This window comes from Alicyclobacillus fodiniaquatilis (assembly GCF_042678105.1).
Classification (GTDB): domain Bacteria; phylum Bacillota; class Bacilli; order Alicyclobacillales; family Alicyclobacillaceae; genus Alicyclobacillus; species Alicyclobacillus fodiniaquatilis.
On sequence record NZ_JBHUCX010000020.1, the window covers coordinates 209,933 to 234,101 of the forward strand.

Sequence of the window (24,169 nt, forward strand, 5' to 3'; positions counted from 1 at the left end):
CTGCGTCGTGTCCGTGATGTGGCGTGATTCGCAGACAACCGCTTATTTTTCCAAGACCAATTCTGGACGAAACCACCGTCCAAAAAACCAAACAATGACCAGTGATCCAATCAATCCCACTAGGAGTGCAATCATCGACATGTCTGTCAAATTGAGACCGGGGCGAAGTGGAATCAGGATGAAAAACGCAAACGATGGAATCATGGACAACAATTGCGCCAAATTGTTTGTGCCCCCGGTGCGAACCTTTACTGCACGCGGGAACAAAAGGGATATGAATAACGAAATTAGGGCTGAACACATAGACAGAGCGAACGGCATCAGCAAAATGAACACGATATCATTGGGCGACCAAGGAACCGCAATGCCAGCGCCGAGCATAAACCCCACAGCGATGCCATAGGTGCAGATGGCGATGATGAGACACATGGAAAAGGTCAAAAAGAGAGACGACAGCAAAATGCCAGCAAAAATCTCTGAAGCGCGATAGGGTGCGCTAAAGAGCAATTCCAGACTTCCTTGCGCCGCTTCTGTCGCAAAGCTGCCTTGCGCATTGGACGATGCCATGTTGGACATCAAGAGCGCAATCAGGTATGGCCCCATCCCAAACAGTGACGCCGCAAACAACGCTTCCCGCCCGCCATGCACGCCTAAAGACAAATTCGCCATCTGTTCTAACCGAGGAATGGTCTGTGGCGTGACGAGGCCAGGGGCGTAAAGCACACTCAAAGGAATCATGAGCAAGATCCCGATGATGAGAAGCGGCGTGATCAACAACCGTTTGCGTTGTCCACGCACATTTCGCCAAAACAAACCGGTTCCTAAGCGCCATGCACTTTTCACATTCATTTTTTCGCTTCCTCCTCAAGTTGAAGGAGGAGTTCCTCCAACGGATTGTCCATCTCGCGCAATTCTAGGACGGTGATTTTAGCCGATACGAGAGACTCGACAATTCGCCCAGTTTCCTCTTCGTTGCTCGTTTCAAAAACCCAGTGGGATCCGTCAAACTGCGCGTTGACTTGCAATGAAGCAAAAATGGGAGTGGGATCACCCTTCACACGCAGTCCTACACGGTGCGCTAATTGTTTCTGCCGTCGCAATTCTTCGATGGAACCCTGCGCGACAACGCGCCCTTTGGTTAAAAAGGTGATATCCTGCGCGAGCTCAGTCGCTTCATATAGGTTGTGTGTGGAGTAGATAATGGTTCTATCTTTGGTGATGTCCCGCAAGAGCTGGCGTAAAGTGCGCGCCGCTGCAGGATCAAGCCCAGTCGTCGGCTCGTCCAGGAAAAGCAGTTTCGGGTCGGTCAAGAGCACTTGGGCCAACGCTGATCTCTGTAATTGCCCCCGGCTCAATGTGCGCACTCGTTTGCCAAGAATGTCTGACAGATGGAGCCTATCTATAGAATTTTCTATGCTTTGGCGCAAGCGGACGCCACGAATCCCTTGAATTTTACCCCAAAACAACAGGTTCTCCTCAACCGTCAAATTTGGCGATAACCCCAGGTTATGGGATAGATAGCCGACTTGCTGTTTCACCAGCGGCGCGTGAAGGGGATCTTGACCTAAAATTTTAATTTGGCCCGCTTTGGGTGGCAGTATCCCAGCCGCTACGCGAAATAACGTGGTCTTGCCTGAACCATTTGGCCCAAGAATCACATGAAAACCCGCGGAGAATTCGAGATCAATTTGTGTTAAGACCACAGCAGAACCATAACCAGCAGTAACGGACTGAATTTGCAACAATGGATTCACCTCAAGACGAATGTTTGTCGATGATGATCATCACGATGAGGACAAGGACGACAAGGGCGATGAACATCCCCACAATGGAGCCAAAATTGACAGTGATGCCGATCCCGCTTCTGCGCGGGACGATGATTCGTTTGTCGGCGGGGTTGAAATATATCCACCGAAAAAACCATCCTTTATTTGGGTCTTTATTTGACATGGTGTGAATCACCTCGCATTGTTTGTCAGATATATTTGTTATATGTGATGTATAATAAATGACAAAATGAAATGTGTCAAAGGGAAGAGGCGTTTACATGTCGGTATGTAAAACATGGAGATAGAAAGTAACATCCCAGAGGGGAGGAGGCGCGCAATGATGGTCTATCACAAGCTTGTCCGAGATAGAATTCCTGAAATCATCCGCAGCAACGGCGAAACGTGACGAGAGAGGGGGTTTTGATGAAAAAATCCTGCTCATGAGCACGACCGATTGACAACTGAGACCGGCGTAGGCGCACAGTTAACTACTCAAAAAAGGAAAAAAGCTGCTTTCTATCTTAGAGAGCAGCTTTTATATCGCAAACGTATGTTCGTTTTGTGATGCAATCAAAACAAAATCGCCTAATTTCGATTTTCATATTATGAGTTTAAATCCAGCAAAAATATAAGTCTATACTTGATATTTAAATCAATTTATGATAAGTGAACGCGCGCGGGAAAACATGAAGGAGTGCATACAAATACATGGATAAATTTGCGCTATTACAACCATTGAGAACTTCCCGTTCATTCACTGCACTATGGGGCGGCCAACTCTTGTCTGGGTTTGGCAATCAGGCGTTTGGCGTCATTTTGCCGATGGTCGTCTATACTTTGACAGGATCTGCGCTGACAATGGGCGTGATCGCAACATTACGCGTGATTCCACAAATATTACTTCAGCCATTTACCGGCGTGATGGCGGATAGATTTCCAAGAGTCTCCATGATGCTGACATCAGACCTGATGCGATTTGCGCTGCTTCTAACACTCGGCATCCTCGGAATAAGTCATCATCTTACGATCCCTATGTTAGAAGTGATGGTATTTGTCTACGGTGCAATGTCAGTCCTATTCCGCCCGGCTTATATGGCGCTGAGAAGACAGATTTTCACTCCTGAGATCAGAAATGCCGCGATTTCCTTGACGCAAATCGGCACACAAATGACCAGCTTAGTCGGACCAGCGCTCGGCGGGGTGATCATGACTTTGACGTCTTCTGTCGTCGGTTTTGTGTTTGATGCGGCTACATTTTTGTTTTCCATTATCAGTCTTTTGTGGATCCGCAACACAGACGTGCACCTAAAAACCACGCCGCGCAAGGATAAAGAACAGACTTTCATCCAGGACTTGATGGCCGGATACCGCGAAACGACGAGACACCCTTGGGTTTGGATCGGCATCTTGGCTTGGACATTCATCATCATTTCATATAGCGGCCTCATCCCCATCCTCCTGCCGTGGTTGCTCAAAGTCCACTTCAAATTCCCTGATTACACCTATGGCATCGTCGTCTCCATGTCGGGCATTGGCGCAATGCTTGCCGGGATGATTGTAGGGTCCATCCGCAAGTGGAAACACAGGGGTGTGATTTCGTATGGAGCCGTTGCCATCCAAGGGTTCGCATTACTGGCGATGGCTTTTATCCACTGGTTGCCTGGCCTCATGTTGATGATGGCGATCAGTTCGGCAGGCAACATGTTATTTGGCATCATACACGAGGGCATCTTGCAGGAACTCGTCCCCGAGGCGTTTTTTGGGCGGGTGATTAGCCTCGAAGTATTTTCTGCTTCCATAGCACAGCCCATCGGCTATTTATTGACCGGCACGCTATTTCGCAGATTTGGCGGCATCCATACCATGATGGCTGAAGCAGCCACGATGTGCTTGGTCGCGATGGCCACTTTGTGCTTCCCTACGATAAGACAGTTCAAATGAAATCCACCCTGTGGGCATATTCTACTTTCCGACGGCATATTCCTTACTGACAATTTTGAAGGAGAAAACCACCATGAATTTTCAAACTGGATGTTCATTTCTCGTTCTACGTTTTTCACACGCGTGAGCTAAAAGACTTTATTTACCGTGGCCTTGCGTTTTAACAGGGCACTCATACCAATCACAATTCCTTTGTAGGCGCGATGACGTGCACGCCCTGATTTAAATGAACAAGCGTTCGAGGAGGCGTCAGTGTTGAACAAGTACAAAGTGGCAATGGCGACTGGTTTGGCAAGTGTACTGGCGTTGACGGCAGGATGCAGTACGGCAACAGGGGGAACCCCGCAGACCAATCCTGCTAAGGGAGCCACCGGTAACGACAACGGCTCCGCATTTTCGATGTTCTTCAATCTTGGCGATGGTCATGGATTTGATCCCGATTTGTCGTCGTGGGAAGCGTATCTCGACGATGAAGGTATTTTCGAAGGATTGGTCATTCCAGGACCGAACGCCACAAAACCGATTCCAGGCATCGCCACCTCGTGGAAGGTCAGTTCGAATGGGAAGGTATACACCTTCAAATTGCGGAGTGACGCGAAATTTTCAAATGGAGATCCGGTTACCGCACAGGATTTCGTCTACAGCATGCAACGGGCCGTCAATCCGCAAACCGCCGTCGCTGCAGGTCAAGGTCCGGTCAGCGCAAACAATCTGCCGATCCTCAACGCAGAATCCATTCTGCAAGGCGAATCGGGGATGACGCCCAGCAGCTTGGGTGTCAAAGCGCTGAACAGCCATACGCTGCAAATTACGTTGTCGCGCAAAGATCAGACGTTTTTGCGAGATCTGACGCTGCCCACATCGAGTTGGGTGGTGCCTTTGGATCCAAAAGCCGTAAAGGGGATGAAACCTTCCGATTGGTCAAATCCTGCAAAAGTCGTATCTGATGGACCCTATATGTTGCAATCCTACAAGTTAAAAACTTCGGCCAAGTTGGTGCAAAATCCGCACTATTACGGAAAGACTTCATTAAAACAAATCACAGTCTATTACAATAGCACGGCGGGTAACGACACCAGCTTATCTTCTTTCAAAAGTGGACAAATGCAAGAAACCATGTTGCAACCCCAAGATCTCGCCGCCGTCAAAGCAAACCCAACGTTGAGCCAAGAACTGCACATGTATCCGGCGTCAGCACAGTATACGCTCGCCGTTTTGCCGTCGCAAAACACCGCTTTGCAAAATCCGAAAGTGCGTGAGGCGTTCTCGCTCGCCCTCAATCGCTCGGTCATCACCAATTCCGTCCTGCAAGGCGCTGGTCAACCAGCTTACAACTACTATCTGCCGACATGGTTAAATCCGTGGGTGAAGAAATACGCGCCAGCCTATAACCCCACCCAAGCGAAGAAATTGTTAGCTCAAGCTGGCTATCCAGATGGCAAAGGGTTCCCCACTGTCGACATCATCGTCGGCAGCACCACAGACCCCGTCGCTTCCGCCATTCAGCAGATGTGGGAACAGACGCTAGGCGTGAAAGTCCACTTCGAAGGTCTTGAGTGGGGACAATACGTGACTGCGCTGAAGGCACAACTGCCTGCCAATCAGGTGGGATTCGTCAACGAATCGACGAACGCCAATTATGCCAATCTCGCATTGCCACAGACGCTGAAAAGCTGGATTTTCCCTGGCAACACAATCCTGATTAACGGTTTCCTCTCACCGACTGACTACAAAGATTGGTACCAAATTGACAGCAACGCGTCATTATCTTCGTCAAAGAAATTGGCCGAGGAATTCGCAATCTATCAGAAAGGACTGCCCACAAGCATCCTCAATAACGTGAAACTGGGTATTCAGGCCTTCCAGACCAATGATCAAAGTCTGCTTGAACAGTACTATGGGCAACAGATTCAGCAGAATTTCTCCATCAGCGTCTACACACCGCTTCAGCCCGTGCTCATCAGCTCAAAGGTAAAGGGATATCAACCGGATCAAATGCTGCTCATCGATCCGCCGTATTGGCTGAACAACATTACCGTGTAATCAGCTCTGCGACACATTTCAACGTGAACGGTGCAATTGAAGAGAGGCAGCAAAAACCTGCTGCCTCCATTCCTGCAATATGGGGGGTGCAAACTTGTTTGCGTATATTGCGCGGCGGGTACTTTACATGATCCTTGCGCTCATCGTTGTCAGCTTTGTCACTTTTTTATTGATGCGCGCTGCGCCCGGCAGCTTTCTGCAAATGGGCAGTTCCGGTTTAAACGGTGTCAATCTCGGTCTTGGCAGTCTTGGCGTCAACAATCCGCAAGCGGTGCAGGAATTCATTCATACGTTTCATTTGGATAAGCCTTGGTACGTTCAATATTGGGGCTATATTTGGGGATTTGTCACGCTGCACATGGGCGCCTCGTTTGAATACGAAACAACGCCGACGACACGACTGATTGCCCAGACGTTTCCGCTCACGCTGATGATCGCCATCTTGGCGATTGTGATCGCCGTCCTATTATCTGTGGTGTTGGGCACCGTGTCCGCCATAAAGGCAAATTCGTGGGTTGACCGAAGCACCGTCCTCGTCGCGACCATGGCCGCGTCCATTCCGCACTACGTCGTGGCGGTACTGCTCATGCTTGTGTTCGGCGTTTGGGTGCACTTGCTGCCCGTGGTCGGTCAGGCAGGGCCAAAATACTTCGTTCTTCCCGTGCTTGCGATGGCCTTGCCAATGTGTGGTTCCATGTCTCGATATATGCGCAACAGTCTCGTTGAAACGCTCAACTCCGAATACATGGTGACCGTGTTTGCGAAAGGCGGGGGCTTGCGAGCCGTGTTGTTTGGTCATGGACTACGCAACTCACTGCTCCCATTTATCACGGTGGTCGGTCCGCAATTGGCAGCCCTCATGATGGGGACCGTGTACATTGAACAGATGTTCGGCATTCTCGGGCTTGGAAAGATTTTTACAGACGCTTCTTCGACACGCGATTATCCGCTCATTATGGATTCGACCATGATGTACGCGGTGTTCATCATGGTGATGAATTTGCTCGTCGATATCTGTTACAGCCTCTTGGATCCGCGCATCCGCAAAGCGCACCAAACAAGGAGGTGAGCGACATGTCGACAACAGCGGCAAAAACGGAAAATGTACATCTGACGCGACCGCAGGCAACGGCGTGGAAGCGGTTTTGGCGCAGGTTCTCGAAAAATCATCTCGCTGTCGTCAGTTTGTGTGTACTCGTATTGGTCGTGGCCTGCGCGGCACTGTCGAACGTGATCTCTCCTTACAATCCGACGACGAGCGATTTCTCGCACGTCTACAGCCCGCCGACTTGGCAGCATTGGTTGGGAACGGATTCCCTCGGTCGAGACATGCTGAGCAGAATTCTTGGGGGATTGCGCAATGCTTGCGCCATTGGTTTTGGCGCTGAGATCGTCGAATTGACGGTTGGCATACTTGTAGGTGCGATGGCCGGTTACCTGGGAGGTACGATGGACAATCTGCTCATGCGCGCGGTGGACATCGTCTATGCGTTCCCTAGTTTCCTGTTCAGTATCATCTTGGTTGTGCTCTTAGGCCACAATTTGGGCGCGATTCTGATTGCGGTTGCGGCGACGAGTTGGGTCGGAATGGCCCGCGTGGTGCGCAGTCAAGTGATGAAAGTCCGTCAATCCGGCTTTGTGGAAGCCAGTCAAGGCATGGGCGCATCATGGTGGCGCATCATCACGCGCTACATCATCCCCAATTCCATGGGACCCATTCTCGTGTCGATCACGTTTGGCATTCCCGCCAACATGATGGCTGAGGCGGGGTTGAGCGTCGTCGGACTTGGCATTGAACCACCCACACCCGACCTTGGCACACTGATCATTGAAGGTCAGTCGGCAATGTTCTCCTATCCCTTTTTATTGCTTGGGCCTGTCATCGTATTTGCCATTACGCTGATCAGTTTTGCCCTAGTGGGGGACGGGTTGCGCGATGTATTCGATTCAAAGAGTTCTCGACGTGGACGCTAAATCGCGGAGGATGGGGGAGGAAATATGGTTCCTGATTTACAGGTGAACAACTTGTCTGTTCAATTTCGCTCCGATGAAGGACATGTCAACGCCATCAACGGTGTGAGTTTAGTGGTTCCCGCCGGCAAAGCAGTGGCGATTGTCGGTGAAAGCGGCAGCGGCAAGAGCACAGTGATGATGTCCGTTCCTCGTTTACTTCCGGGAAACGCCTGTGTTCGTGGAGAAATCCTCTTCGACGGATGCGATATGTTGAAATTGTCTGAGAAAGCATTGCGGGCCCGACGGGGAAAAGACATTGGCATGATTTTTCAAAATCCATCCGCCTATCTCAACCCGACGAAGACGGTCGGTCAGCAACTGATTGAGCCGTTGCTCTATCACCACATGGCGTCAGCAGCGGCGGCGAAAAAAACGGCAATATCCTTATTAGATCAGGTTGGTATCGCGGACCCTGACGCACGGTTCAATATGTATCCATTTGAATTCAGCGGGGGCATGCTCCAGCGCGTGATGATTGCCATCGCGCTGATTGCTTCACCGAAATTGTTGATTGCAGATGAACCGACCACCGCGCTGGACGTCACTGTTCAGGCGGAGATTTTGATGCTTTTGAAACAACTACAGCGTGATCGAGGCATGTCGCTGGTCTTTATCACACATGACTTGGCTGTCGCCGCACAACTTTGTGATGAAGTGTACGTCATGTACGGCGGCATGGTGATGGAACACATTCCGGTCCCTTCTTTGGTCAATCAATGTAGCCATCCCTACTTGCAGGGTTTGTTGAATTCGATTCCGCGATTGAATGAGCCTGTCGGGCGGCTTCCCTTCATTCCGGGAAACCCGATCAATACAACGCGCGCTTTGCCGGACGGCTGTATTTTTGCTGATCGCTGCACCGCAAAAATGGACATTTGCAGTAAGCGACCACCGCTATTTTCATACGCGGCTCACCATGAGGTTGCTTGTTGGCTGGCGCAGACAGGGGGGATTGCCTGATGCCGGAAACCATGTTGTCCGTGTCATCAAAAGTCTTGGTCGAACTGAAAGGCATCACCAAATCGTTTCCGATTCCCAAAGGAGCGCTCATCGCTTGCCAAGACATCAACTTGGTCATTGAAAAAGGCAGAAGTGTGGGACTGGTCGGCGAAAGCGGCAGCGGTAAATCGACGGTGATGCGGGTACTCCAACTGCTGCTGCCAGCCACCTCGGGAGAAGTCTGGATGAACGGTGTAAACGTTTCGCGTTTGCCGCAGCGACGGTTAAAGCGATATCGACGAAACGTTCAATTCGTGGCGCAAGATCCGTTCGGTTCATTATTTCCGCACTATACGGTGGGAGGGAATATTGCCGAACCGCTGCGGATTCACCAAACTGGAACAAAAAGTGAACAATCGGCTCGCGCATTGGAACTGATGGCTTCCGTTGGTCTGTCCCAAGACCTGTATTACAAGTTTCCACATGAGCTGAGTGGCGGTCAACAGCAACGCGTGGCCATTGCGCGCGCGTTGGCGTTGTCTCCAGAATTACTTGTTCTGGACGAAGCGGTGTCGAGTCTGGATGTTTCCATCCAAGCCCAGATTCTCAACCTTCTACAGGAGATGAAAGCGCGGATGGGTCTTACGTATGCATTTATCTCGCACAACTTGGCGGCCGTTCGCCTGCTTTGTGAAGATACTGTGGTCATGTACTTGGGCAGAATTGTCGAATCAGCCCCGTCTGAAGTATTATTCAAGCAGCCCATTCATCCATATACAAAATCCCTGATCGACGCCATTCCAGCGTTCGTTGGAGATAAAGTGAAGTCGCTGCCAACGGGTTCACTGACGAAGGTGGAACGACCGTCGCCAACACATAGGCCTTCTGGGTGTGCTTATCATACACGCTGCCCATTCGCAACGGACGTCTGCAAAGTAGAGGAACCGAAGTGGACCGAACCGCTTCCAGGCCACCGCGTGGCGTGCCACCATGCGGATCGTCTGAAATAACCGTCTATGTTGTCAAGCAATGGCGGCGAGATGGCAAATATCAACGTGACAGACGAAGAGGGGAGGGGCAATAGTGTGAAGCGAGATCCCGAAATGAAGCAAACCGTGGCAAATTCCCTAGCCATGATTCACAGCCTCTTACCTTCTTTATCGAACGCGGAACAAAAAGTAGCTCGGGCCGTGCTCACGGCTCCGAGCGACACCGTATATTCATCGGTCACCGATTTAGCAGAAGCAGCCGAGGTGGGAGAGACCACCGTCATTCGTTTCTGCCGTAAATTGGGATACGGAGGATTTCAAGAATTTAAGCTAGCGATTGCACAGGATTTGGTGAGCCCAAGTCAACAAGTGTACGGCAAGATCGATGAAAAAGATGCCATCGGTGTCATATGCCAAAAAATGACGTTGTTCAATACCGAGGCACTGAATGATACATTGAGCCTTTTGAACGAAGCCGAGTTGACAAAGGCTATGGATGCTTTCATTACGGGAAAGCGACTTTTCTTCTTTGGAGTCGGCTCGTCTGGGATCACGGCAGCCGGTGCGCAATACCGATTCATGCGACTTGGTTTTGACGCCCATTGTGCGTCAGATGGGCACATCATTGCAATGAACTGCGCCATGATGACTGCATCGGATGTCGTATTCGGCATTTCCACATCCGGCAGTACGAAGGATTTGGTTGACGCGCTGCGAATTGCAAAGGAGAACGGCGCATTCGTCATCTGTTTGACCAGCCACGCCCGCTCTCCCATCACTGCGTACGCCAATGCCGTCCTCTTGGCAGCCTCGAAAGAAACGCCCTTGCAAGGAGGCGCATTTGTATCGAAACTTGCCCAAATACACGTATTGGACATTCTTTCGACCATTGTTTCACAAAAACAACGGTCATCGTCTTTCGAAGCGTTAAATAAGCGTGCCAAATCAGTTTTGAACAAGATGTATTGACGATTCAGTGAACCCAATTGCCATCCAGTCACATCATTGCGAACCGGTGTCGACAAACTGGTCCGCATCATTGGGAACCGTGATGACATCGTCGTCCAACCAGCGCATTGATTTATGATCACGAATCCGAAATGTCACGGCTGTCGCTGTGAGGTCGACAAATCGGCTCTGCGGAAATTGTTTGAGCACACATCCTCCACCAACGTAATGGACCTTATCCTTTTGGATAAATTGAGCGGGTTGATCCATTCGTTGATGGGTGTGGCCACTCATGAAGAACGTGTTCGACCGGCCGCAGAGAATTGCTTGAAGCTCTTCACTCTGAAAACAAGTGTTGCCCGAGTTTACGACTGTATTGTTGAGCGGTTGATGGAGGAAAACGAAAAGCCGACCGCTCCAGTCTTGAACCTGCGCGGCAAACCATTTGACTTGAGTCGGCGACAACCACGCTGAGTCGTGCCAATCTGGATGATAGCCTTCTGGTGATAAGAAGATGAAGCGCGTATCTGCAAAATCTTTGGCGAAATAGATGTGCGCTTGTTTGGTGTACGTCAAAAATCGAGTTTGCGCCAGTGACCACGAATACGGATTGTCCTCATAATAGCCGTAATACTCATGGTTACCCATCGTGTAATACACCGGAACATCGACAAATTGCCGGATGGCTCGCATGGCTAACTCATAGTCGCGAACTTTACCATTGGTCAAATCCCCATTGATGATCAAGATGTCCGGCTTTTGCAGAGAAATATCATGCAAAGCGTGGTAAAGTCCGGGAACGGAATCGACAGGCTCCAATGTTTCTTTCCACGCCATGAAATGAAGATCAGAAGCAACGGCGATACGCATGCAATTATCCCCCAATTCATCTCAAATGTCGTATTTTCAGAAGAAACCATCCACTCTCTACATCTAAAACGAAGGTATATTCCATTCAGGAGTGGAATATGTCTTCATAGTGATGATAACCTTGCTAGAAAATGGGTTTAGATGAACACTGTCGCTGTGCGTGTAAGGCCTGTATCGACGAAAAGTGGAGGAGGCGTCATCCATGGAATTATGTGTGAGCATGTGGAGTGTCCATCGAAAATTTTACCACGAGAATTGGACCACGATCGATTTTTTAAGATTCTGTCGAGACATCGACGTTCGACGCGTGGAACTCCTTGATTTGTTTTGGCGAGATGCAGCAGAGGAAGTACCGGACGTGCTGCGGTTTATTCGCGAAAATGACATGGAGGTGGCCGCTTATGCGGTCGCCAACGACTTCGTTCAAGCGGATGCCGCCAAGCGAGCGGATGCGTTGGCATCCGTACGTCGTGGACTCGACTTCGCACGCCAGTTCCACGCCCCGGTCGTTCGCGTCTTTGCCGGCAATCTAAAAGAGGGATATGACTTTGAGTCGGCATTTTTGTACATTGTCGAGGGACTGAAAGCGGCGGTCGAAGGCATTGAACCTGAAATTACGCTCGCCCTTGAGAATCATGGCCTGTTGGCTGGTCGCGGCGAACAGATCAAGCGGGTCATTCGGGAGGTTGGTTCAAGCCGGTTGAGATCGACATTTGACGTAGGAAATTTTTATTTAGTCGGACAGCAGCCGATGGAGGCGTTGGCTGAGTTGTCGGGGGTGCTCTCCCATATTCACGTGAAAGATTTCGTGAAGAGCGAAGCAGGGTTGCGCGCCACGACTGGTGAGTATTTCTCCGGCGTCACGTGTGGTGAAGGCATCGTTCCTTTCCCGGATATCCTATCGATGCTCAAAGTGATTGACTATTCTGGAACCCTGTCCATCGAATATGAGGGCGACGGAGACGAATTGGATGGAGTCCGCCAAAGTTTAGCGTTTTTGCGCAATTTGCTGAACGAATCAGTGCCCGTTTGAGCGTTTAGCAGGCGCAGTTTGATGCCGTGATCGACCTTACAAAATGATAGGGGGCGCGTTGATGTGCGTACATCTGCGGTGGCAGCAGTGACTGCCTTGATTTTGCTCGGGGGACCCTGTTTCGCCGGAACCGCCTATGCAGACACCGGATCGTCGACCACTTCCAGTTCATCCACGGGTTCGGCGCAGGCGCCGATGGGGGATCAAACCGAAGTAGCCCGACCAGGCGCTGACCCGAACAATCCGAACGATTATCCTTATTTGCCGCCCAATATGTCCATTCCCGTGCCAGGGCCCAGAACGGAATATCCGCTGGCGCCATCGACAACTTCGACCAGTTCTGGTGGAAGCGCTAGTTCTGCTACTTCTTCCACGACGACTTCCACATCCACCAATTCAGCGGGCTCCACGAGCGGTGAGACGGCGTCCAGTACCATCATGTCACCGAGTGACATCGCGAAAACACCACCGAAAAATACAGATACGACAACGCTGCCCGACATGGCCATCGGAAAACCTTACACCATCGGCACACAGTGGCCAGATCCGACGTTTGAGCAGAGTGAAGTGGCCTACGCGAATACGGGCCAACTGACCGATGGGCAGTTTGCGTCGCTCGATTATGCTGACAAAGGCTGGGTTGGCTTGCTTCGCCAAGGTGGGCGCAGCGTCGTCGTCAATCTGGGCAGCGTCCAACCGATCCGGCGAGTGTCACTCGATTTCTTGCAGAACCTCGGCGCCGGTATCGATTTTCCGGACAGCGTAACTTACTATGTGTCCAACGATGGGGACACATGGCATAAAATTGGCACCGTCTGGTCTGGTCAAGGTGGCGGTGACTACACGCCACAGTCCCAACCCTATTCATTGGATACACATGTGAATGCACAGTACGTTCGTGCACAGTTTGACGACAAAGTCTTTTCCTTCATGGATGAGTTTTCTGTATTTGGCACACCGCAGTCAAACCAAAGCGGGGGCCAAGGAACGGGGGCGGTCGGGCAATCCACCGTCGGCAGCAGCGACACTGATGGTGGTGGCACTAATGGAAACAATAATCCGGCCCGAACACAACCACTCCCTGGCCCAGCCATCACCAAGACGATGGGCGATGATTACCTGGTCGACGAAAATGCGCCTGGGTTACCCAATTTACTGCAGGCAGTATCGACCATCGCCTCCCCATCCGGGCCATCCGGGCCACAGGGACCATCCACTGCGCAATCGTTGCTTAGCCTCGCAGCTCTGGGTCTTGCGCAAGGCGCAGCTCAGCTGAATCCGTACTTGACAGGCGCCGCAAACCTGTCTGGTTATCTGAAAGCGAGCGATCCAGAAACGGACGGCATCCAAAATATGCAGTTGGTCTACACCGGTGCAAACGGATCGGCCGGGGAATGGAGCGAAAGCGACTTTTTACCGATGATTGCGCAGGAAAATGCGAGTGGCGTACCGACGGGATGGTTGTTTGACGGGACGTTGTTTGGAGAATATTCTGCTCAAACCCCGCAGACCGAAGCCGGCTGGACGTCGTGGCTGAGCGATTTGTTTTCGCCAAACATTGAGCTAGCGGCATTGAACGAAGCTGTCGGCGAGGTTAAACAACAATTGAATGACCCAGGGTTCAAAGAAAAAGTAGTGATTACCATACCCGGACTGAACAATAACACCAGTAGTTTCGGAGCTGTGGGCGGATCAGGCCAAAGTCTTGACTTGAATCCAAACGACGTCGGCCAAGTCCAGGCAACGGTGAACAAGGCCAAAGCGATTCGTTGGTACATCAATCAGGTACAAAGTCAGTGGCGTAGCGCTGGTTTGTCCAATCTGCAACTGGCGGGATTCTATTGGGAACCGGAATCCATGCAACCTACAGCACCATTGGATGCGGAATTGATTCAAGCAACTGCAGCGATGGTCCATCAAAATCACCTGAAATTCTACTGGATCCCAACATACGGCGCACCCGGCGTCTCATATTGGAAACAACTTGGGTTCGATGATGTCACGAGTCAGGCAGGCGTTGCCTTTAACGACAACATAGATGCGGCGACTCGGTTGAAATCCGTGTCCGATATGGCGCAGTATTACAATTTGGGATTAGAGATGGAGCAACCCTATAACACTACATCCACCAATCAATCGGTTGCACAGGCAGCACAAAACAAATTCTATGATTACTTTACTGGTGGATACCTATATGGATACGAAGGCGATACCATGAAAACATGGTATCTCAACTCAAAAGGGCTGCTGCCTGCCTATCAAAGCAGTGACCCATTTTACCATCAGGAGTATGACAACACGCTTGCATTTGTAAACAACGAGTGGAAAGAGACGACATTTTACTGATACGGTTGTGGTCTGTAAAAAATGACAAGGTGGCATGTGCTTTGAGCGCCATGCCACCTTGTTAAAACGTCGTTACCGGCACTTGATTTTTTTCACGCCAAAAAAGTTCTACGAATACGGCTCCATGTTCACAAATCATCGTTTCAACGAGTTTACGATATTAGAGTATCAAGCAAACGCTGGGTGGAACAGTGGGCACGGTCTGACCATTTCCCCGCCTGCTAAATCTCGTGCAGAAGCACTCAAACTTTCGAATCAACTGATGAAACCATATCTGAACGGTCATCTGTTAAAATGACTCTTATGTAATGAAACCGATTCGGATCTGAATACGGTAAGGGAGGATATCTGATGACCCAAGAATACATAGAAATCCGCGGCGCCCGGGAAAATAACCTGAAAGATGTATCTTTGCGCATTCCCAAGCGCAAAATCACGATTTTTACCGGTGTATCCGGCTCCGGCAAATCGTCGATCGTTTTCGACACCATCGCCGCCGAATCCCAACGTCTCCTGAACGAAAACTTCAGCATGTTCGTCCGCAACTTTCTGCCGCGTATTCCGCAACCGGATGCAGACGGGATCGAAAATCTCAGTATGGCAGTGATCGTCGACCAGAAGCGCTTGGGTGGCGGTTCCCACTCAACGCTGGGCACGATTACAGATATCTCACCTCTGCTTCGCCTGCTTTTCTCCCGAGTAGGCCGACCTTATGTCGGACATGCGTCTATGTTTTCGTTTAACGACCCGCAAGGCATGTGTCCGGAGTGTAATGGGACCGGTCGCAGGCTGCGCGTCGACATGAGCAAGGCGATAGACAAGTCAAAGTCGTTGAATGAAGGGGCAATCATGCTGCCCGGCTATACAAAGGACAGCATGGATTTGACAATGCTCGTGCAGTCAGGTCCGTTCGATCCCGACAAGAAACTGAGTGATTATTCCGAGGCGGAACTGGAAGAACTGCTGTACGGCAAGGCGAAGAAAGTGGCGACGCAGTTCGGCGGAAAGACAGTGAACATTACGGTGGAAGGGTGTATCGAGAAGTTCAGCAACAAGTACATCAAAAAGGATTTAAAGACGTATTCAGAGCGAACACAACAGACTGTTGCGCCATATATCTCCGAGGGGATCTGCGCCAGTTGCCACGGCGCGAGACTCAGTCAGGCCGCACTCAATTGCAAAATCAACGAACTCAACATTGCGGAGCTGTCCTCCATGGAGATCGGGCAACTCATCCGCGTCATGCGGGAGATTGACGATCCGGTGGCAGCACCTGTCGTCAAGTCACTGACAGAGCGACTGCAGCATCTGGTGGATATCGGGCTTGACTACCTGACACTCGACCGCGAGACTGATACATTGTCCGGCGGCGAATCGCAGCGGGTCAAGATGGTAAAGCACTTGAGCGGCAGCCTGGTGGATGTGACTTACATCTTCGATGAGCCTAGCGTTGGCTTGCACCCCCGTGATGTACACCGGTTAAATGAATTGCTTCAGAAACTGCGCGACAAGGGCAATACCGTGATTGTCGTCGAGCACGATCCCGATGTGATCAAGGTGGCGGATCATATCGTCGACGTCGGACCTCACGCGGGCAGCCACGGTGGGACCATCGTGTATGAAGGAAGCTTCGATGGCCTGCTGGAAGCAGGCACGCTGACAGGCAGTTATATGAAACGTCTGCTCCAATTGAAAAGCGATTGCAGGCAGCCGTCCGGCAAGTTGTCTATCAAGAATGCCACACTGCACAACCTGCAAAACGTGAGCGTAGATATTCCAACCGGTGTGCTGTCCGTCGTGACGGGTGTCGCTGGCTCAGGCAAAAGCACGCTGATTAACGATGTATTCCTTCGTCAGCATCCGGACGCCATCATCATCGACCAATCGGCGATAGGCGTGTCAACAAGATCAAATCCCGCGACTTACACGGGCATGATGGATGATGTGCGCAAGGCGTTTGCTTCCGCAAACAAGGTCAACCAAGGGTTGTTCAGTTTCAACTCCAAGGGAGCTTGTGAGAACTGCCAAGGGCTGGGTGTTGTGTATACAGACCTTGCTTTCCTCGACAGTGTCAAGCTGCCATGCGAAGTATGCGGTGGTAAACGCTTCAAAGAAGAGGTACTCACGTACAAACTGAATGGGAAATCAATTGCAGAAGTGCTGGAGATGACTGTAGAGCAGGCATTGGCGTTTTTTCAGCTAAAAGAAGTTGTTCGCAAGCTCCAGGCGCTGTGTGATGTGGGACTGAACTATATTACACTCGGCCAGCCGCTCAGTACGCTCTCTGGCGGGGAATGCCAGCGCATCAAACTGGCGAGCGAACTGCATAAGAAGGGCAGCATCTACGTGATGGACGAGCCGACAACTGGCCTACATATGTCAGATGTCGATCATCTTCTGGAAATGATGAATCGCCTCGTGGATGCAGGTAATACGGTGATCGTCATCGAGCACAACCTCGATGTCATAAGCCTTGCGGATTGGATCATCGATATGGGACCGGACGGAGGCAGCAATGGCGGCCAGGTGGTATTCGAGGGCACACCTGCACAAATTATCCATGCCAAGCAGTCAATCACGGGAAGATATTTGATGAATGCAGTAAATCAACATGAGTAAAAGCATAGCTCAAAAGCAATGCAGCCAGAACGGCTCAAACGTTTAAAGGAATGAAAGAAGGTGGAATCCCCATGTCGGTCAATAAGCCAAGCAACATTGACGAGTATATATCAGGGTTCCCAGTTGATGTACAAACCGTTTTGGAAGAGATTCGCTCGATAATTACGGACACCATTCCTGAAGCGGAAGAATCCATTAGCTATGGAATGCCAACTTATATCCTTGATGGGAAAACGCTAATACATTTCGCTGCGCACAAAAAACATATTGGATTATATCCGGTACCTACAGATGGCACATTTGAAAAAGAATTCTTGTCGTACAAAACAACTGGAAGAGGAACCATCCAATTTCCGTTTGGCAAACCAATACCAAAGGATTTGATTGCGGAAATTGCAGCTTTCAGAGCCGAGAAAATAAGAAAATAACTAGGGCAGTAAAAATCGTTTTCGAATAACACATAGGACAGGTTTGCAAACTGTCCTATGTTGCGACAAGGAAGGGGCCGCAGAGTCTCATAGACACACTCAGAAACATCATCACTTAACGGTCGTCTAAATATCAAACATCATCACTTTTAGTTAACATAATATATATTATCGGACGTTAAATGTGATGCAATTGAAGAGCTCAATGAATTTATTTCTTTGATAAAATCTTTCTCCCCGATATTCGATTGAATGTCACGTATGCACTCAGCTGAAAGACTTTAGTGGCTACCTTGCGATTTATTTCATATGGAGAAATCAGTATAGTCTCTGTCCTGAACGGGATAATACCCCATTATGTCAACCACAAGGAGAACTTCGAAATGAAAATATGGCTTTCACTACTCGTTGTTTGTATCTCAACAGTATGTATTTTCAACAAAACCACAGCCTTAGCCTTCACAAACGGTGTTTCAAACACTGCTAAGCCTACGCCGTCGTATGCCAAGTGGGGGTCACTTGCAGTTCAAGAGGCAAAAAAAAGATACCCCGATTCCACAGTTATCGACTATAAACATGTTGGGCTAAAAGAAATCTCCTCAACGGAATCTCAAGAGACATTTAAGCTGTGGATGAGAAATAGCAAACACGAATTTGGATTGTACGTATATGTCGTATACAACAAAGCAAATCAGAAATTAAGCCGAATTAGTTTCAAGGAAACAAGTCGCTAAGCAGCCGTCATGGGATTCCCAAGAGCTATATACTCGTATAATTCAGAAAATCCATTGCAGAACAACAATTCCTCTTCTGTTTGAAGGAACGTACATATAAAACTATAATCCTTGTCTTCCAATGGTCTCCACTTGTACATTGGTTATCAGACCTTTCTGCTGTACCGGTACATTCGACGCGAGTCTTCGATACAAGGTCGCCACACGGTTAAGAAAAGTGAATCCTTTTAACCTTCAGCTGTAATGCGGTCCCCGTGACTCATAGGTTGGGAAACGACGATGAATTCTACATCTTCTTGTGATTGGTTACTCATTTGATGCGGAACGCCAGGCTGTACTTCAACGCCGTGAAATGCACCAATACTATGCTGTTCTCCATCCATTTCCAATGTCGCCATGCCAGACAAAACAAAAAAGAATTGTCGTGACTTATGATGATAATGCCGCACTTCAGATGTGCCTGACGGCATTCTCTCTTGGATTACACTCAAATCGTTTTGCTTTACTAAATGCCAACCATCACAAATTCCACCCCATATGTAGTGTTCTGCGTTCTTTTTGCTGATAATCAATGCAAATGCCCCCTTAAATTCCAATGTTGGAATCCAGCAAATACCCCGACAATCCTAACTCGACGTCGATCACAATACGCTTCCGAAATCTATGTGATTCCTTTTCAATCTATGTGATTCCTTTTCAAAAAATCCCGAAGCGTTGTTGCAAGTTCCGGGTCCAGTTTTTCATTCATCACCATTAAAGGACTACTACGGCCTTCCAACGAAAAAAAACGTCGGGCGCACTCATCTCGACAACATCTTCTCCAACCTGCTCTTCACACCTGGCCATTCTTCAGCAATCACGCTATAGTACACGGAATCCCGAACATACCCATCATGCAGGATACGGTGCTTCCGCAATACCCCCTCCTTCACCCCGCCGATCCGCTCGATGGCCTGTTGGGATCGCACATTGCGCCCGTCGGTCTTGATTTGAACACGGATCATATCCAACTGTTCGAACCCATGCCTCAACAGTAGATACTTGCACTCCGTATTGATACGCGTGCGCCACACACTCGGCGACAGCCACGTCCAACCGACTTCTAAATGCCTGTTGGGAATAGAAATATCCAGAAACCTGGTACTCCCCACAATTTTGTTCGAATGTTGATCCACAATGACAAATGGAAGCTCGGTGCCCTTATCCCTCGCAGACAACGCTAGTGAGACCAGATGTCTCATATCGTCCATCGTCTCCGCGATATCAGGCATATAAGTCCATATACTTCGATCCCACCCGGCTTCAAACAAATCCGCTGTGTGTGATTCGTCCATCGGGATCAACTTCGCACGTTTCCCAATCAGTTCTACAGGCTCAATCCCCATACTGTCATCCCACCTTCACTCTCTGATTTTTATTCATAAACATCAAGTTGCGCTTATTCTTGGGTATGGTATATAAAAAAGTACCCCAAAGCACTACAACTTCGTTTCAAACAGCGCCTTCAGCGCAACATAGTCTGTCTTCCCGCTTCCAAGCAACGGAAATTGACTGATGTGGCTCAGTTCACTCGGCACGTGCATGCGCGAGTAGCCAAGTTGCTCGACCAGCGCGCGCAATGGTGCCAGAGATAAACCTGCGGCGGTTGTGGTGAGAATAATTCGCTCACCGCGCTTGGCATCTGGAACATTGATGGCGGCAAAATCGCTGCTGCCGTATACTTGCGCAGCAAGTTGCTCAACGAGATTCAAGGACACCATCTCTCCGGCAATTTTGGCGAACCGCTTTAGCCGACCGACGATGATGACAAACCTATTTTCGTCGATGGTGACGACATCACCTGTGTCATACCAGCCTTCCTGTTTGATATAACCTTGTCCATGAAGCAAGTAGCCCTCCATTAAATTTGGGCCTTGCATTTGGAGGATGCCGCCAACAGAAATCCCTTCCACCGGCATCAAACGATAAGAGATTTCTGGCAGCAGGCGACCAACGCTGTTGAGACGGTGGTTCAATGGTGTGTCAAGACACATGATGGGCGCAGTTTCTGTTGCGCCATATCCCTGCATAATTTGCAGATGAAACTTGTCGAGCCAGAACTTTTCCACTTCCGGTTTCAAGCCCTCGGCGCCAGCGATGGCATAGCGCAGGGACGCAAAATTCTCCCGAGTGGCATTCTGTCCATATCTTTCGAGAAACGACGACGTCCCAAACAGAACAGTAGACTCTTCTTCACCCACCAATTCTGGGATGCGCTTATAGTGCAGCGGTGTTGGATACAAATAGGTCTGTATCCCCGTAAGCAGCGGCAAGAATGTGCCAGCGGTCAGTCCAAACGAGTGAAACATCGGCATCGCATTGAGAATTCGATGTGTTGGCTCGAAGTCGATCACAGCGCGCGTTTGCTGGACATTGGCAAAAATGTTGGCATGCGAAAGAACAATGCCGCGCGGTTTGTACTCACTCCCCGAAGTGAACAGAATCATACGGTTCTGTCTGCCTGTCGCCCGCTTCCGTCGGACATACGATAACAGCCCACTGAACTTGTGCAACAGCGAAATACTAGAACGTAGGTCTTCAAGGTAAATGACCTCATATTGTCTGCGAAGCGCCTCGTCGACAGCTTCCAATTTTCCTTTGGCGATAAACTCCCGCGAGGTCAAGACCATCTTCAAGTTGGCCGTATCACATGCATCAAGTATGGTTTGTACACCTGCAGAATAGTTCAGCATCACTGGAGACTGGTTGTTATAAAACAATGCAAACAGCGTCACCACATTGCCAATCGAGTTTGGCAAGAACACACCAACCCCATTGCTTGAATCCGGAATGACTCGTTTTAACCGCCGACTTAGCACATACGTGTTGAGCAGGAGATCCTTGTAGCTGACTTGAGCGGAAATATCTTTACAAATGATGCGATCCGTTCCGTAATATTGCGCCGCCGCCAGCAGTTCGTTAAACAGATGGACAGGCCCCGTGTCCGGTCGCCCAACATAACTCATAAACAGGAATTTTTGCAGTTGTTCCAAACTCGTTTGTGGGTCAGCCTTTGGAAGCGGATCCATCATATACACTGTTCGTTCGTGCGCAAACACCGGGATCAAGTCAATTTTTCGCAAATATGCGTAGCGGGCAATCGCTTGAAATGTGGCTTGATCCGTGTCCAATGCGACAACGACAGGATTCCCCCGCTTCAACTCGCGCATAAACCTGCGACATGCCCATGGATTCTCCGCAGAGATTTGTTGGTATGCTCTCTGCTTGAACATTTTGTCATAGCGACGTGTAATGGTTTCATTGACACATATCAACACATCTTGAGGTATCTTCGAAAGAAATCGCTCAAAATTCGTGTAAATCGTGATATTTAATATGTAAATCGCCTTGCGTTCCACTCGGAATGTCATTTTCGACAGCGCAGCCATCTCCAATCGCAACCATAAATCTCGCTTAAGCATACCACGAAAAATAGGCTGCTCAGCACGATCGAAAATTCTGGTCATAACGTCCCGGATTTGGAGAGATCAACCAGAAATGATGACCGGTCGATCTCTCCACAGACGAGTTACAGAGTTATAATGGTAGCTTTTCCTCTAAGAACTGAACGATTTTTGTGTATGCCTCGATTCGATTGGCCAGCTTCGCAAGACCGTGACCCTCATCCTCAAAGCGCAAGTACTCCACGGGATGGTTGCGCGTGCGCAACGCACTAACCATCTGTTCTGCCTCATCCACCGGCACGCGTGGATCATTTGCGCCATGCACGATGAACATGGGCGCTTGAATTTTGTCTACGTGATGGATCGGAGAGATTTCGTCAAAAAACTCGCCATCATCCGCTATCGTGCCATACTCCGATTCACGCAAGTGACGGCGATACGCGCTCGTATTCTCCATAAAGGTCCTTAGATTGGCAATCCCGACAATGTCTACTCCAGCTGCAAACAGCGTTGGATAATGTGTCACAGCCGCGAGTACCATAAATCCTCCGTAACTGCCGCCCATAACTGCAACGGCGTCACGGCGTGCTTGTCCACTCTCCACCAACCAATCGACAGCATGCGCAAGATCAGCAACGGAATCCATCCGCTTACGCACATCGTCCAAATGGAGGTAATCCCGGCCGTATCCGGCGCTTCCCCGCACATTTGTTTTCAAAACAGCAAATCCCCGCTCCACAAAATACTGAGTCAGCCCAGCGAATGAATTCACACTCTGAGACTCCGGGCCACCATGCACGTCGATGACCGTAGGGTACGGCCCTTCTTTGTGGCTAGGTTTATAATATAGGGCGGGAATCTGTCGACCGTCAAAAGTCGGATAATGAATCAGTTCCGCTTCAACAAACGTGTGCTGTGGCACGCCAGAAATTGAGGCGTAAGTGGTTCGTCGCAAATCGCGCGTCACGATGTCGAGTAGCCAAATTTCGTTACCACTGCGTGGACCACTGTGTGAGATGGCGAGACGGCGGCCATCCCTGTCCCAGTGCACACCGAACACACCAGCAGGAAGATCGGGTAAATCGTCCAATTCTCGGAGAACGCCAGACTCGTTCCGCTCAAGAACCGTCAGCTCGGTATTTCCATCGACGTTTCTGGTATAAGCAACATAACGATTGTGAATGTCCATACTTACACCTGTGACATCCCAATCATCATCCGTAAGCCAATTCCGCTCACCAGTCTCCTGATGGACCACGGATAATCGCATAAACTGATTGTCCAAATCAGTGATGAGGAATAACTGTTTACCGTCTCGGGTGAATCGCGCGCTAAATCGAGCTACACCCTCGTGTGGCGTCAAATGGGTTAGTTCTCCTGTGGCAATATCGACTAGATATAGATCGTTGTGCAATGACTCGTGATGTCGCGATACGATGACATGCCTGTCGTCTGGGGTAAAACCCAATGCGTAATTTGTTGCATCACTCTCGTGTACCAATCGATGTTCCGCCGTCTCAACATCATACACATATACATCAAAATAGACGCCGTTCCGCTTGTTTGTGGCATAGCTGAGTAAACTGCCATCATGAGACCAGCTTCCAGCTTGATAGATATGGGCGGGATCCCCCGTGATGTCTTTTACGTTCAGGCCTTCACCGTCCATGAGATAAATCTGCGACCGTTCATTTCCTCCCGCGTCCAAGCTAACGCGCAACAGGTCTCTCTTGGGATTCGCCGATAGGCCCAATACTCTTTCTGGGAAGAACGATATTTGCTTGGGCCAAGGTGTGTCTGCGTCCTGGCGCCAAACTTGCGGTGTTCCCGTAACATTGTAGAGAAAGAATAACGCCTGATCATAACCGAAGGTAGGATGATAGGCGGAACGAATCTCCAGATACCGCTCCACACCAATCTCTGCTCTTTTCATGTCCACTCGTCCCCCATTCGTTTCCAAATACCCGGAATTAAACACCAGCATTAACGCTTTTCAGCTACAACAAACCATAGTTGCAAGTCTTCCGACGCCCCACTTGGATCCAACTCTGTTT

Annotated in this window: 20 protein-coding genes; 12 read left to right on the forward strand and 8 right to left on the reverse strand. The window is 49.7% G+C overall.

Features of this window, described 5'->3' with window-relative positions:
- Window positions 1-42: 42 nt before the first annotated feature.
- Genes ACFSB2_RS07375 through ACFSB2_RS07385 form a run of 3 tightly spaced genes read right to left on the reverse strand, consistent with a single transcriptional unit; the run spans window position 43 to window position 1,950 of the window.
- On the reverse strand, window positions 43-849 hold the full coding sequence (locus ACFSB2_RS07375; protein ID WP_377942391.1) for an ABC transporter permease family protein: 807 nt from the start codon (window positions 847-849) through the stop codon (window positions 43-45).
- Window positions 846-1,742 carry a heme ABC exporter ATP-binding protein CcmA gene (ccmA, locus tag ACFSB2_RS07380; protein WP_377942392.1) on the reverse strand — a complete coding sequence of 299 codons (897 nt, stop codon included), beginning with the start codon at window positions 1,740-1,742 and terminating at the stop codon, window positions 846-848. Before ccmA ends, ACFSB2_RS07375 begins: the two co-directional genes overlap by 4 nt.
- Before the next feature lie 13 nt (window positions 1,743-1,755).
- On the reverse strand, window positions 1,756-1,950 hold the full coding sequence (locus tag ACFSB2_RS07385; protein WP_377942393.1) for a DUF5808 domain-containing protein: 195 nt from the start codon (window positions 1,948-1,950) through the stop codon (window positions 1,756-1,758).
- 527 nt (window positions 1,951-2,477) lie between these two features.
- Here ACFSB2_RS07385 and ACFSB2_RS07390 point away from each other — a divergent pair.
- The 7 genes from ACFSB2_RS07390 (at window position 2,478) to ACFSB2_RS07420 (ending at window position 10,663) form a co-directional block, all read left to right on the forward strand.
- Complete coding sequence (locus ACFSB2_RS07390) at window positions 2,478-3,710, forward strand: MFS transporter (protein ID WP_377942394.1); 1,233 nt, start codon at window positions 2,478-2,480, stop codon at window positions 3,708-3,710.
- A 255-nt stretch (window positions 3,711-3,965) separates the two neighbouring features.
- A complete protein-coding gene (locus ACFSB2_RS07395; protein WP_377942395.1) occupies window positions 3,966-5,753 on the forward strand; it encodes a peptide ABC transporter substrate-binding protein in 1,788 nt (595 codons plus the stop codon).
- Window positions 5,754-5,847: 94 nt separating this feature from the next.
- Window positions 5,848-6,822, forward strand: a complete 975-nt coding sequence (locus tag ACFSB2_RS07400) for an ABC transporter permease (protein ID WP_377942396.1) — start codon at window positions 5,848-5,850, stop codon at window positions 6,820-6,822.
- Window positions 6,823-6,827: 5 nt separating this feature from the next.
- Complete coding sequence (locus tag ACFSB2_RS07405; RefSeq protein WP_377942397.1) at window positions 6,828-7,727, forward strand: ABC transporter permease; 900 nt, start codon at window positions 6,828-6,830, stop codon at window positions 7,725-7,727.
- Window positions 7,728-7,751: 24 nt separating this feature from the next.
- Entirely contained in the window at window positions 7,752-8,726 is a 975-nt protein-coding gene (locus ACFSB2_RS07410; protein WP_377942398.1) for an ABC transporter ATP-binding protein, read from the forward strand.
- Entirely contained in the window at window positions 8,726-9,715 is a 990-nt protein-coding gene (locus tag ACFSB2_RS07415) for an ABC transporter ATP-binding protein (protein ID WP_377942399.1), read from the forward strand. Before ACFSB2_RS07410 ends, ACFSB2_RS07415 begins: the two co-directional genes overlap by 1 nt.
- A 93-nt stretch (window positions 9,716-9,808) precedes the next feature.
- Complete coding sequence (locus ACFSB2_RS07420; protein ID WP_377942607.1) at window positions 9,809-10,663, forward strand: MurR/RpiR family transcriptional regulator; 855 nt, start codon at window positions 9,809-9,811, stop codon at window positions 10,661-10,663.
- Between the two features lie 33 nt (window positions 10,664-10,696).
- On the opposite strand, the gene ACFSB2_RS07425 is transcribed toward ACFSB2_RS07420, so the two are convergent.
- Entirely contained in the window at window positions 10,697-11,512 is an 816-nt protein-coding gene (locus ACFSB2_RS07425) for a metallophosphoesterase family protein (protein ID WP_377942400.1), read from the reverse strand.
- 202 nt (window positions 11,513-11,714) lie between these two features.
- Here ACFSB2_RS07425 and ACFSB2_RS07430 point away from each other — a divergent pair, with 202 nt between their 5' ends.
- The 5 genes from ACFSB2_RS07430 (at window position 11,715) to ACFSB2_RS07450 (ending at window position 18,672) form a co-directional block, all read left to right on the forward strand.
- Entirely contained in the window at window positions 11,715-12,545 is an 831-nt protein-coding gene (locus ACFSB2_RS07430) for a sugar phosphate isomerase/epimerase family protein (protein ID WP_377942401.1), read from the forward strand.
- Between the two features lie 63 nt (window positions 12,546-12,608).
- Window positions 12,609-14,891, forward strand: coding sequence for a DUF4855 domain-containing protein (locus ACFSB2_RS07435; RefSeq protein WP_377942402.1), 2,283 nt, complete (start codon window positions 12,609-12,611; stop codon window positions 14,889-14,891).
- Between the two features lie 351 nt (window positions 14,892-15,242).
- A complete protein-coding gene (locus ACFSB2_RS07440) occupies window positions 15,243-17,510 on the forward strand; it encodes an ATP-binding cassette domain-containing protein (protein ID WP_377942403.1) in 2,268 nt (755 codons plus the stop codon).
- 71 nt (window positions 17,511-17,581) lie between these two features.
- Window positions 17,582-17,938: an iron chaperone gene (locus ACFSB2_RS07445; RefSeq protein ID WP_377942404.1), complete on the forward strand. Its 357-nt coding sequence runs from the start codon at window positions 17,582-17,584 to the stop codon at window positions 17,936-17,938.
- Between the two features lie 383 nt (window positions 17,939-18,321).
- The gene (locus tag ACFSB2_RS07450) at window positions 18,322-18,672 is read left to right on the forward strand and encodes a DUF3889 domain-containing protein (protein WP_377942405.1); all 351 of its coding nucleotides are present in this window, start codon (window positions 18,322-18,324) and stop codon (window positions 18,670-18,672) included.
- Between the two features lie 227 nt (window positions 18,673-18,899).
- Here the strand turns inward: ACFSB2_RS07450 and ACFSB2_RS07455 are convergent, their stop codons facing one another.
- From ACFSB2_RS07455 to ACFSB2_RS07470, 4 genes are all read right to left on the reverse strand, one after another.
- Entirely contained in the window at window positions 18,900-19,244 is a 345-nt protein-coding gene (locus ACFSB2_RS07455; RefSeq protein WP_377942406.1) for a cupin domain-containing protein, read from the reverse strand.
- A 228-nt stretch (window positions 19,245-19,472) separates the two neighbouring features.
- A complete protein-coding gene (locus tag ACFSB2_RS07460; RefSeq protein ID WP_377942407.1) occupies window positions 19,473-20,057 on the reverse strand; it encodes a GNAT family N-acetyltransferase in 585 nt (194 codons plus the stop codon).
- A gap of 93 nt (window positions 20,058-20,150) precedes the next feature.
- Window positions 20,151-22,112: an AMP-binding protein gene (locus ACFSB2_RS07465; protein ID WP_377942408.1), complete on the reverse strand. Its 1,962-nt coding sequence runs from the start codon at window positions 22,110-22,112 to the stop codon at window positions 20,151-20,153.
- Between the two features lie 136 nt (window positions 22,113-22,248).
- Window positions 22,249-24,048 carry a S9 family peptidase gene (locus ACFSB2_RS07470; RefSeq protein ID WP_377942409.1) on the reverse strand — a complete coding sequence of 600 codons (1,800 nt, stop codon included), beginning with the start codon at window positions 24,046-24,048 and terminating at the stop codon, window positions 22,249-22,251.
- Window positions 24,049-24,169 lie beyond the last annotated feature (121 nt).

Excerpts from the sequence above, each read along its gene's own strand:
- ACFSB2_RS07375 (WP_377942391.1), bottom strand. The coding sequence starts at position 849 with ATGAATGTGAAAAGTGCATGGCGCTTAGGAACCGGTTTGTTTTGGCGA.
- ACFSB2_RS07385 (WP_377942393.1), bottom strand. The coding sequence starts at position 1,950 with ATGTCAAATAAAGACCCAAATAAAGGATGGTTTTTTCGGTGGATATAT.
- ACFSB2_RS07390 (WP_377942394.1), top strand. The coding sequence starts at position 2,478 with ATGGATAAATTTGCGCTATTACAACCATTGAGAACTTCCCGTTCATTC.
- ACFSB2_RS07405 (WP_377942397.1), top strand. The coding sequence starts at position 6,828 with ATGTCGACAACAGCGGCAAAAACGGAAAATGTACATCTGACGCGACCG.
- ACFSB2_RS07410 (WP_377942398.1), top strand. The coding sequence starts at position 7,752 with ATGGTTCCTGATTTACAGGTGAACAACTTGTCTGTTCAATTTCGCTCC.
- ACFSB2_RS07415 (WP_377942399.1), top strand. The coding sequence starts at position 8,726 with ATGCCGGAAACCATGTTGTCCGTGTCATCAAAAGTCTTGGTCGAACTG.
- ACFSB2_RS07420 (WP_377942607.1), top strand. The coding sequence starts at position 9,809 with ATGAAGCAAACCGTGGCAAATTCCCTAGCCATGATTCACAGCCTCTTA.
- ACFSB2_RS07425 (WP_377942400.1), bottom strand. The coding sequence starts at position 11,512 with ATGCGTATCGCCGTTGCTTCTGATCTTCATTTCATGGCGTGGAAAGAA.
- ACFSB2_RS07430 (WP_377942401.1), top strand. The coding sequence starts at position 11,715 with ATGGAATTATGTGTGAGCATGTGGAGTGTCCATCGAAAATTTTACCAC.
- ACFSB2_RS07440 (WP_377942403.1), top strand. The coding sequence starts at position 15,243 with ATGACCCAAGAATACATAGAAATCCGCGGCGCCCGGGAAAATAACCTG.
- ACFSB2_RS07445 (WP_377942404.1), top strand. The coding sequence starts at position 17,582 with ATGTCGGTCAATAAGCCAAGCAACATTGACGAGTATATATCAGGGTTC.
- ACFSB2_RS07450 (WP_377942405.1), top strand. The coding sequence starts at position 18,322 with ATGAAAATATGGCTTTCACTACTCGTTGTTTGTATCTCAACAGTATGT.
- ACFSB2_RS07460 (WP_377942407.1), bottom strand. The coding sequence starts at position 20,057 with ATGGGGATTGAGCCTGTAGAACTGATTGGGAAACGTGCGAAGTTGATC.
- ACFSB2_RS07470 (WP_377942409.1), bottom strand. The coding sequence starts at position 24,048 with ATGAAAAGAGCAGAGATTGGTGTGGAGCGGTATCTGGAGATTCGTTCC.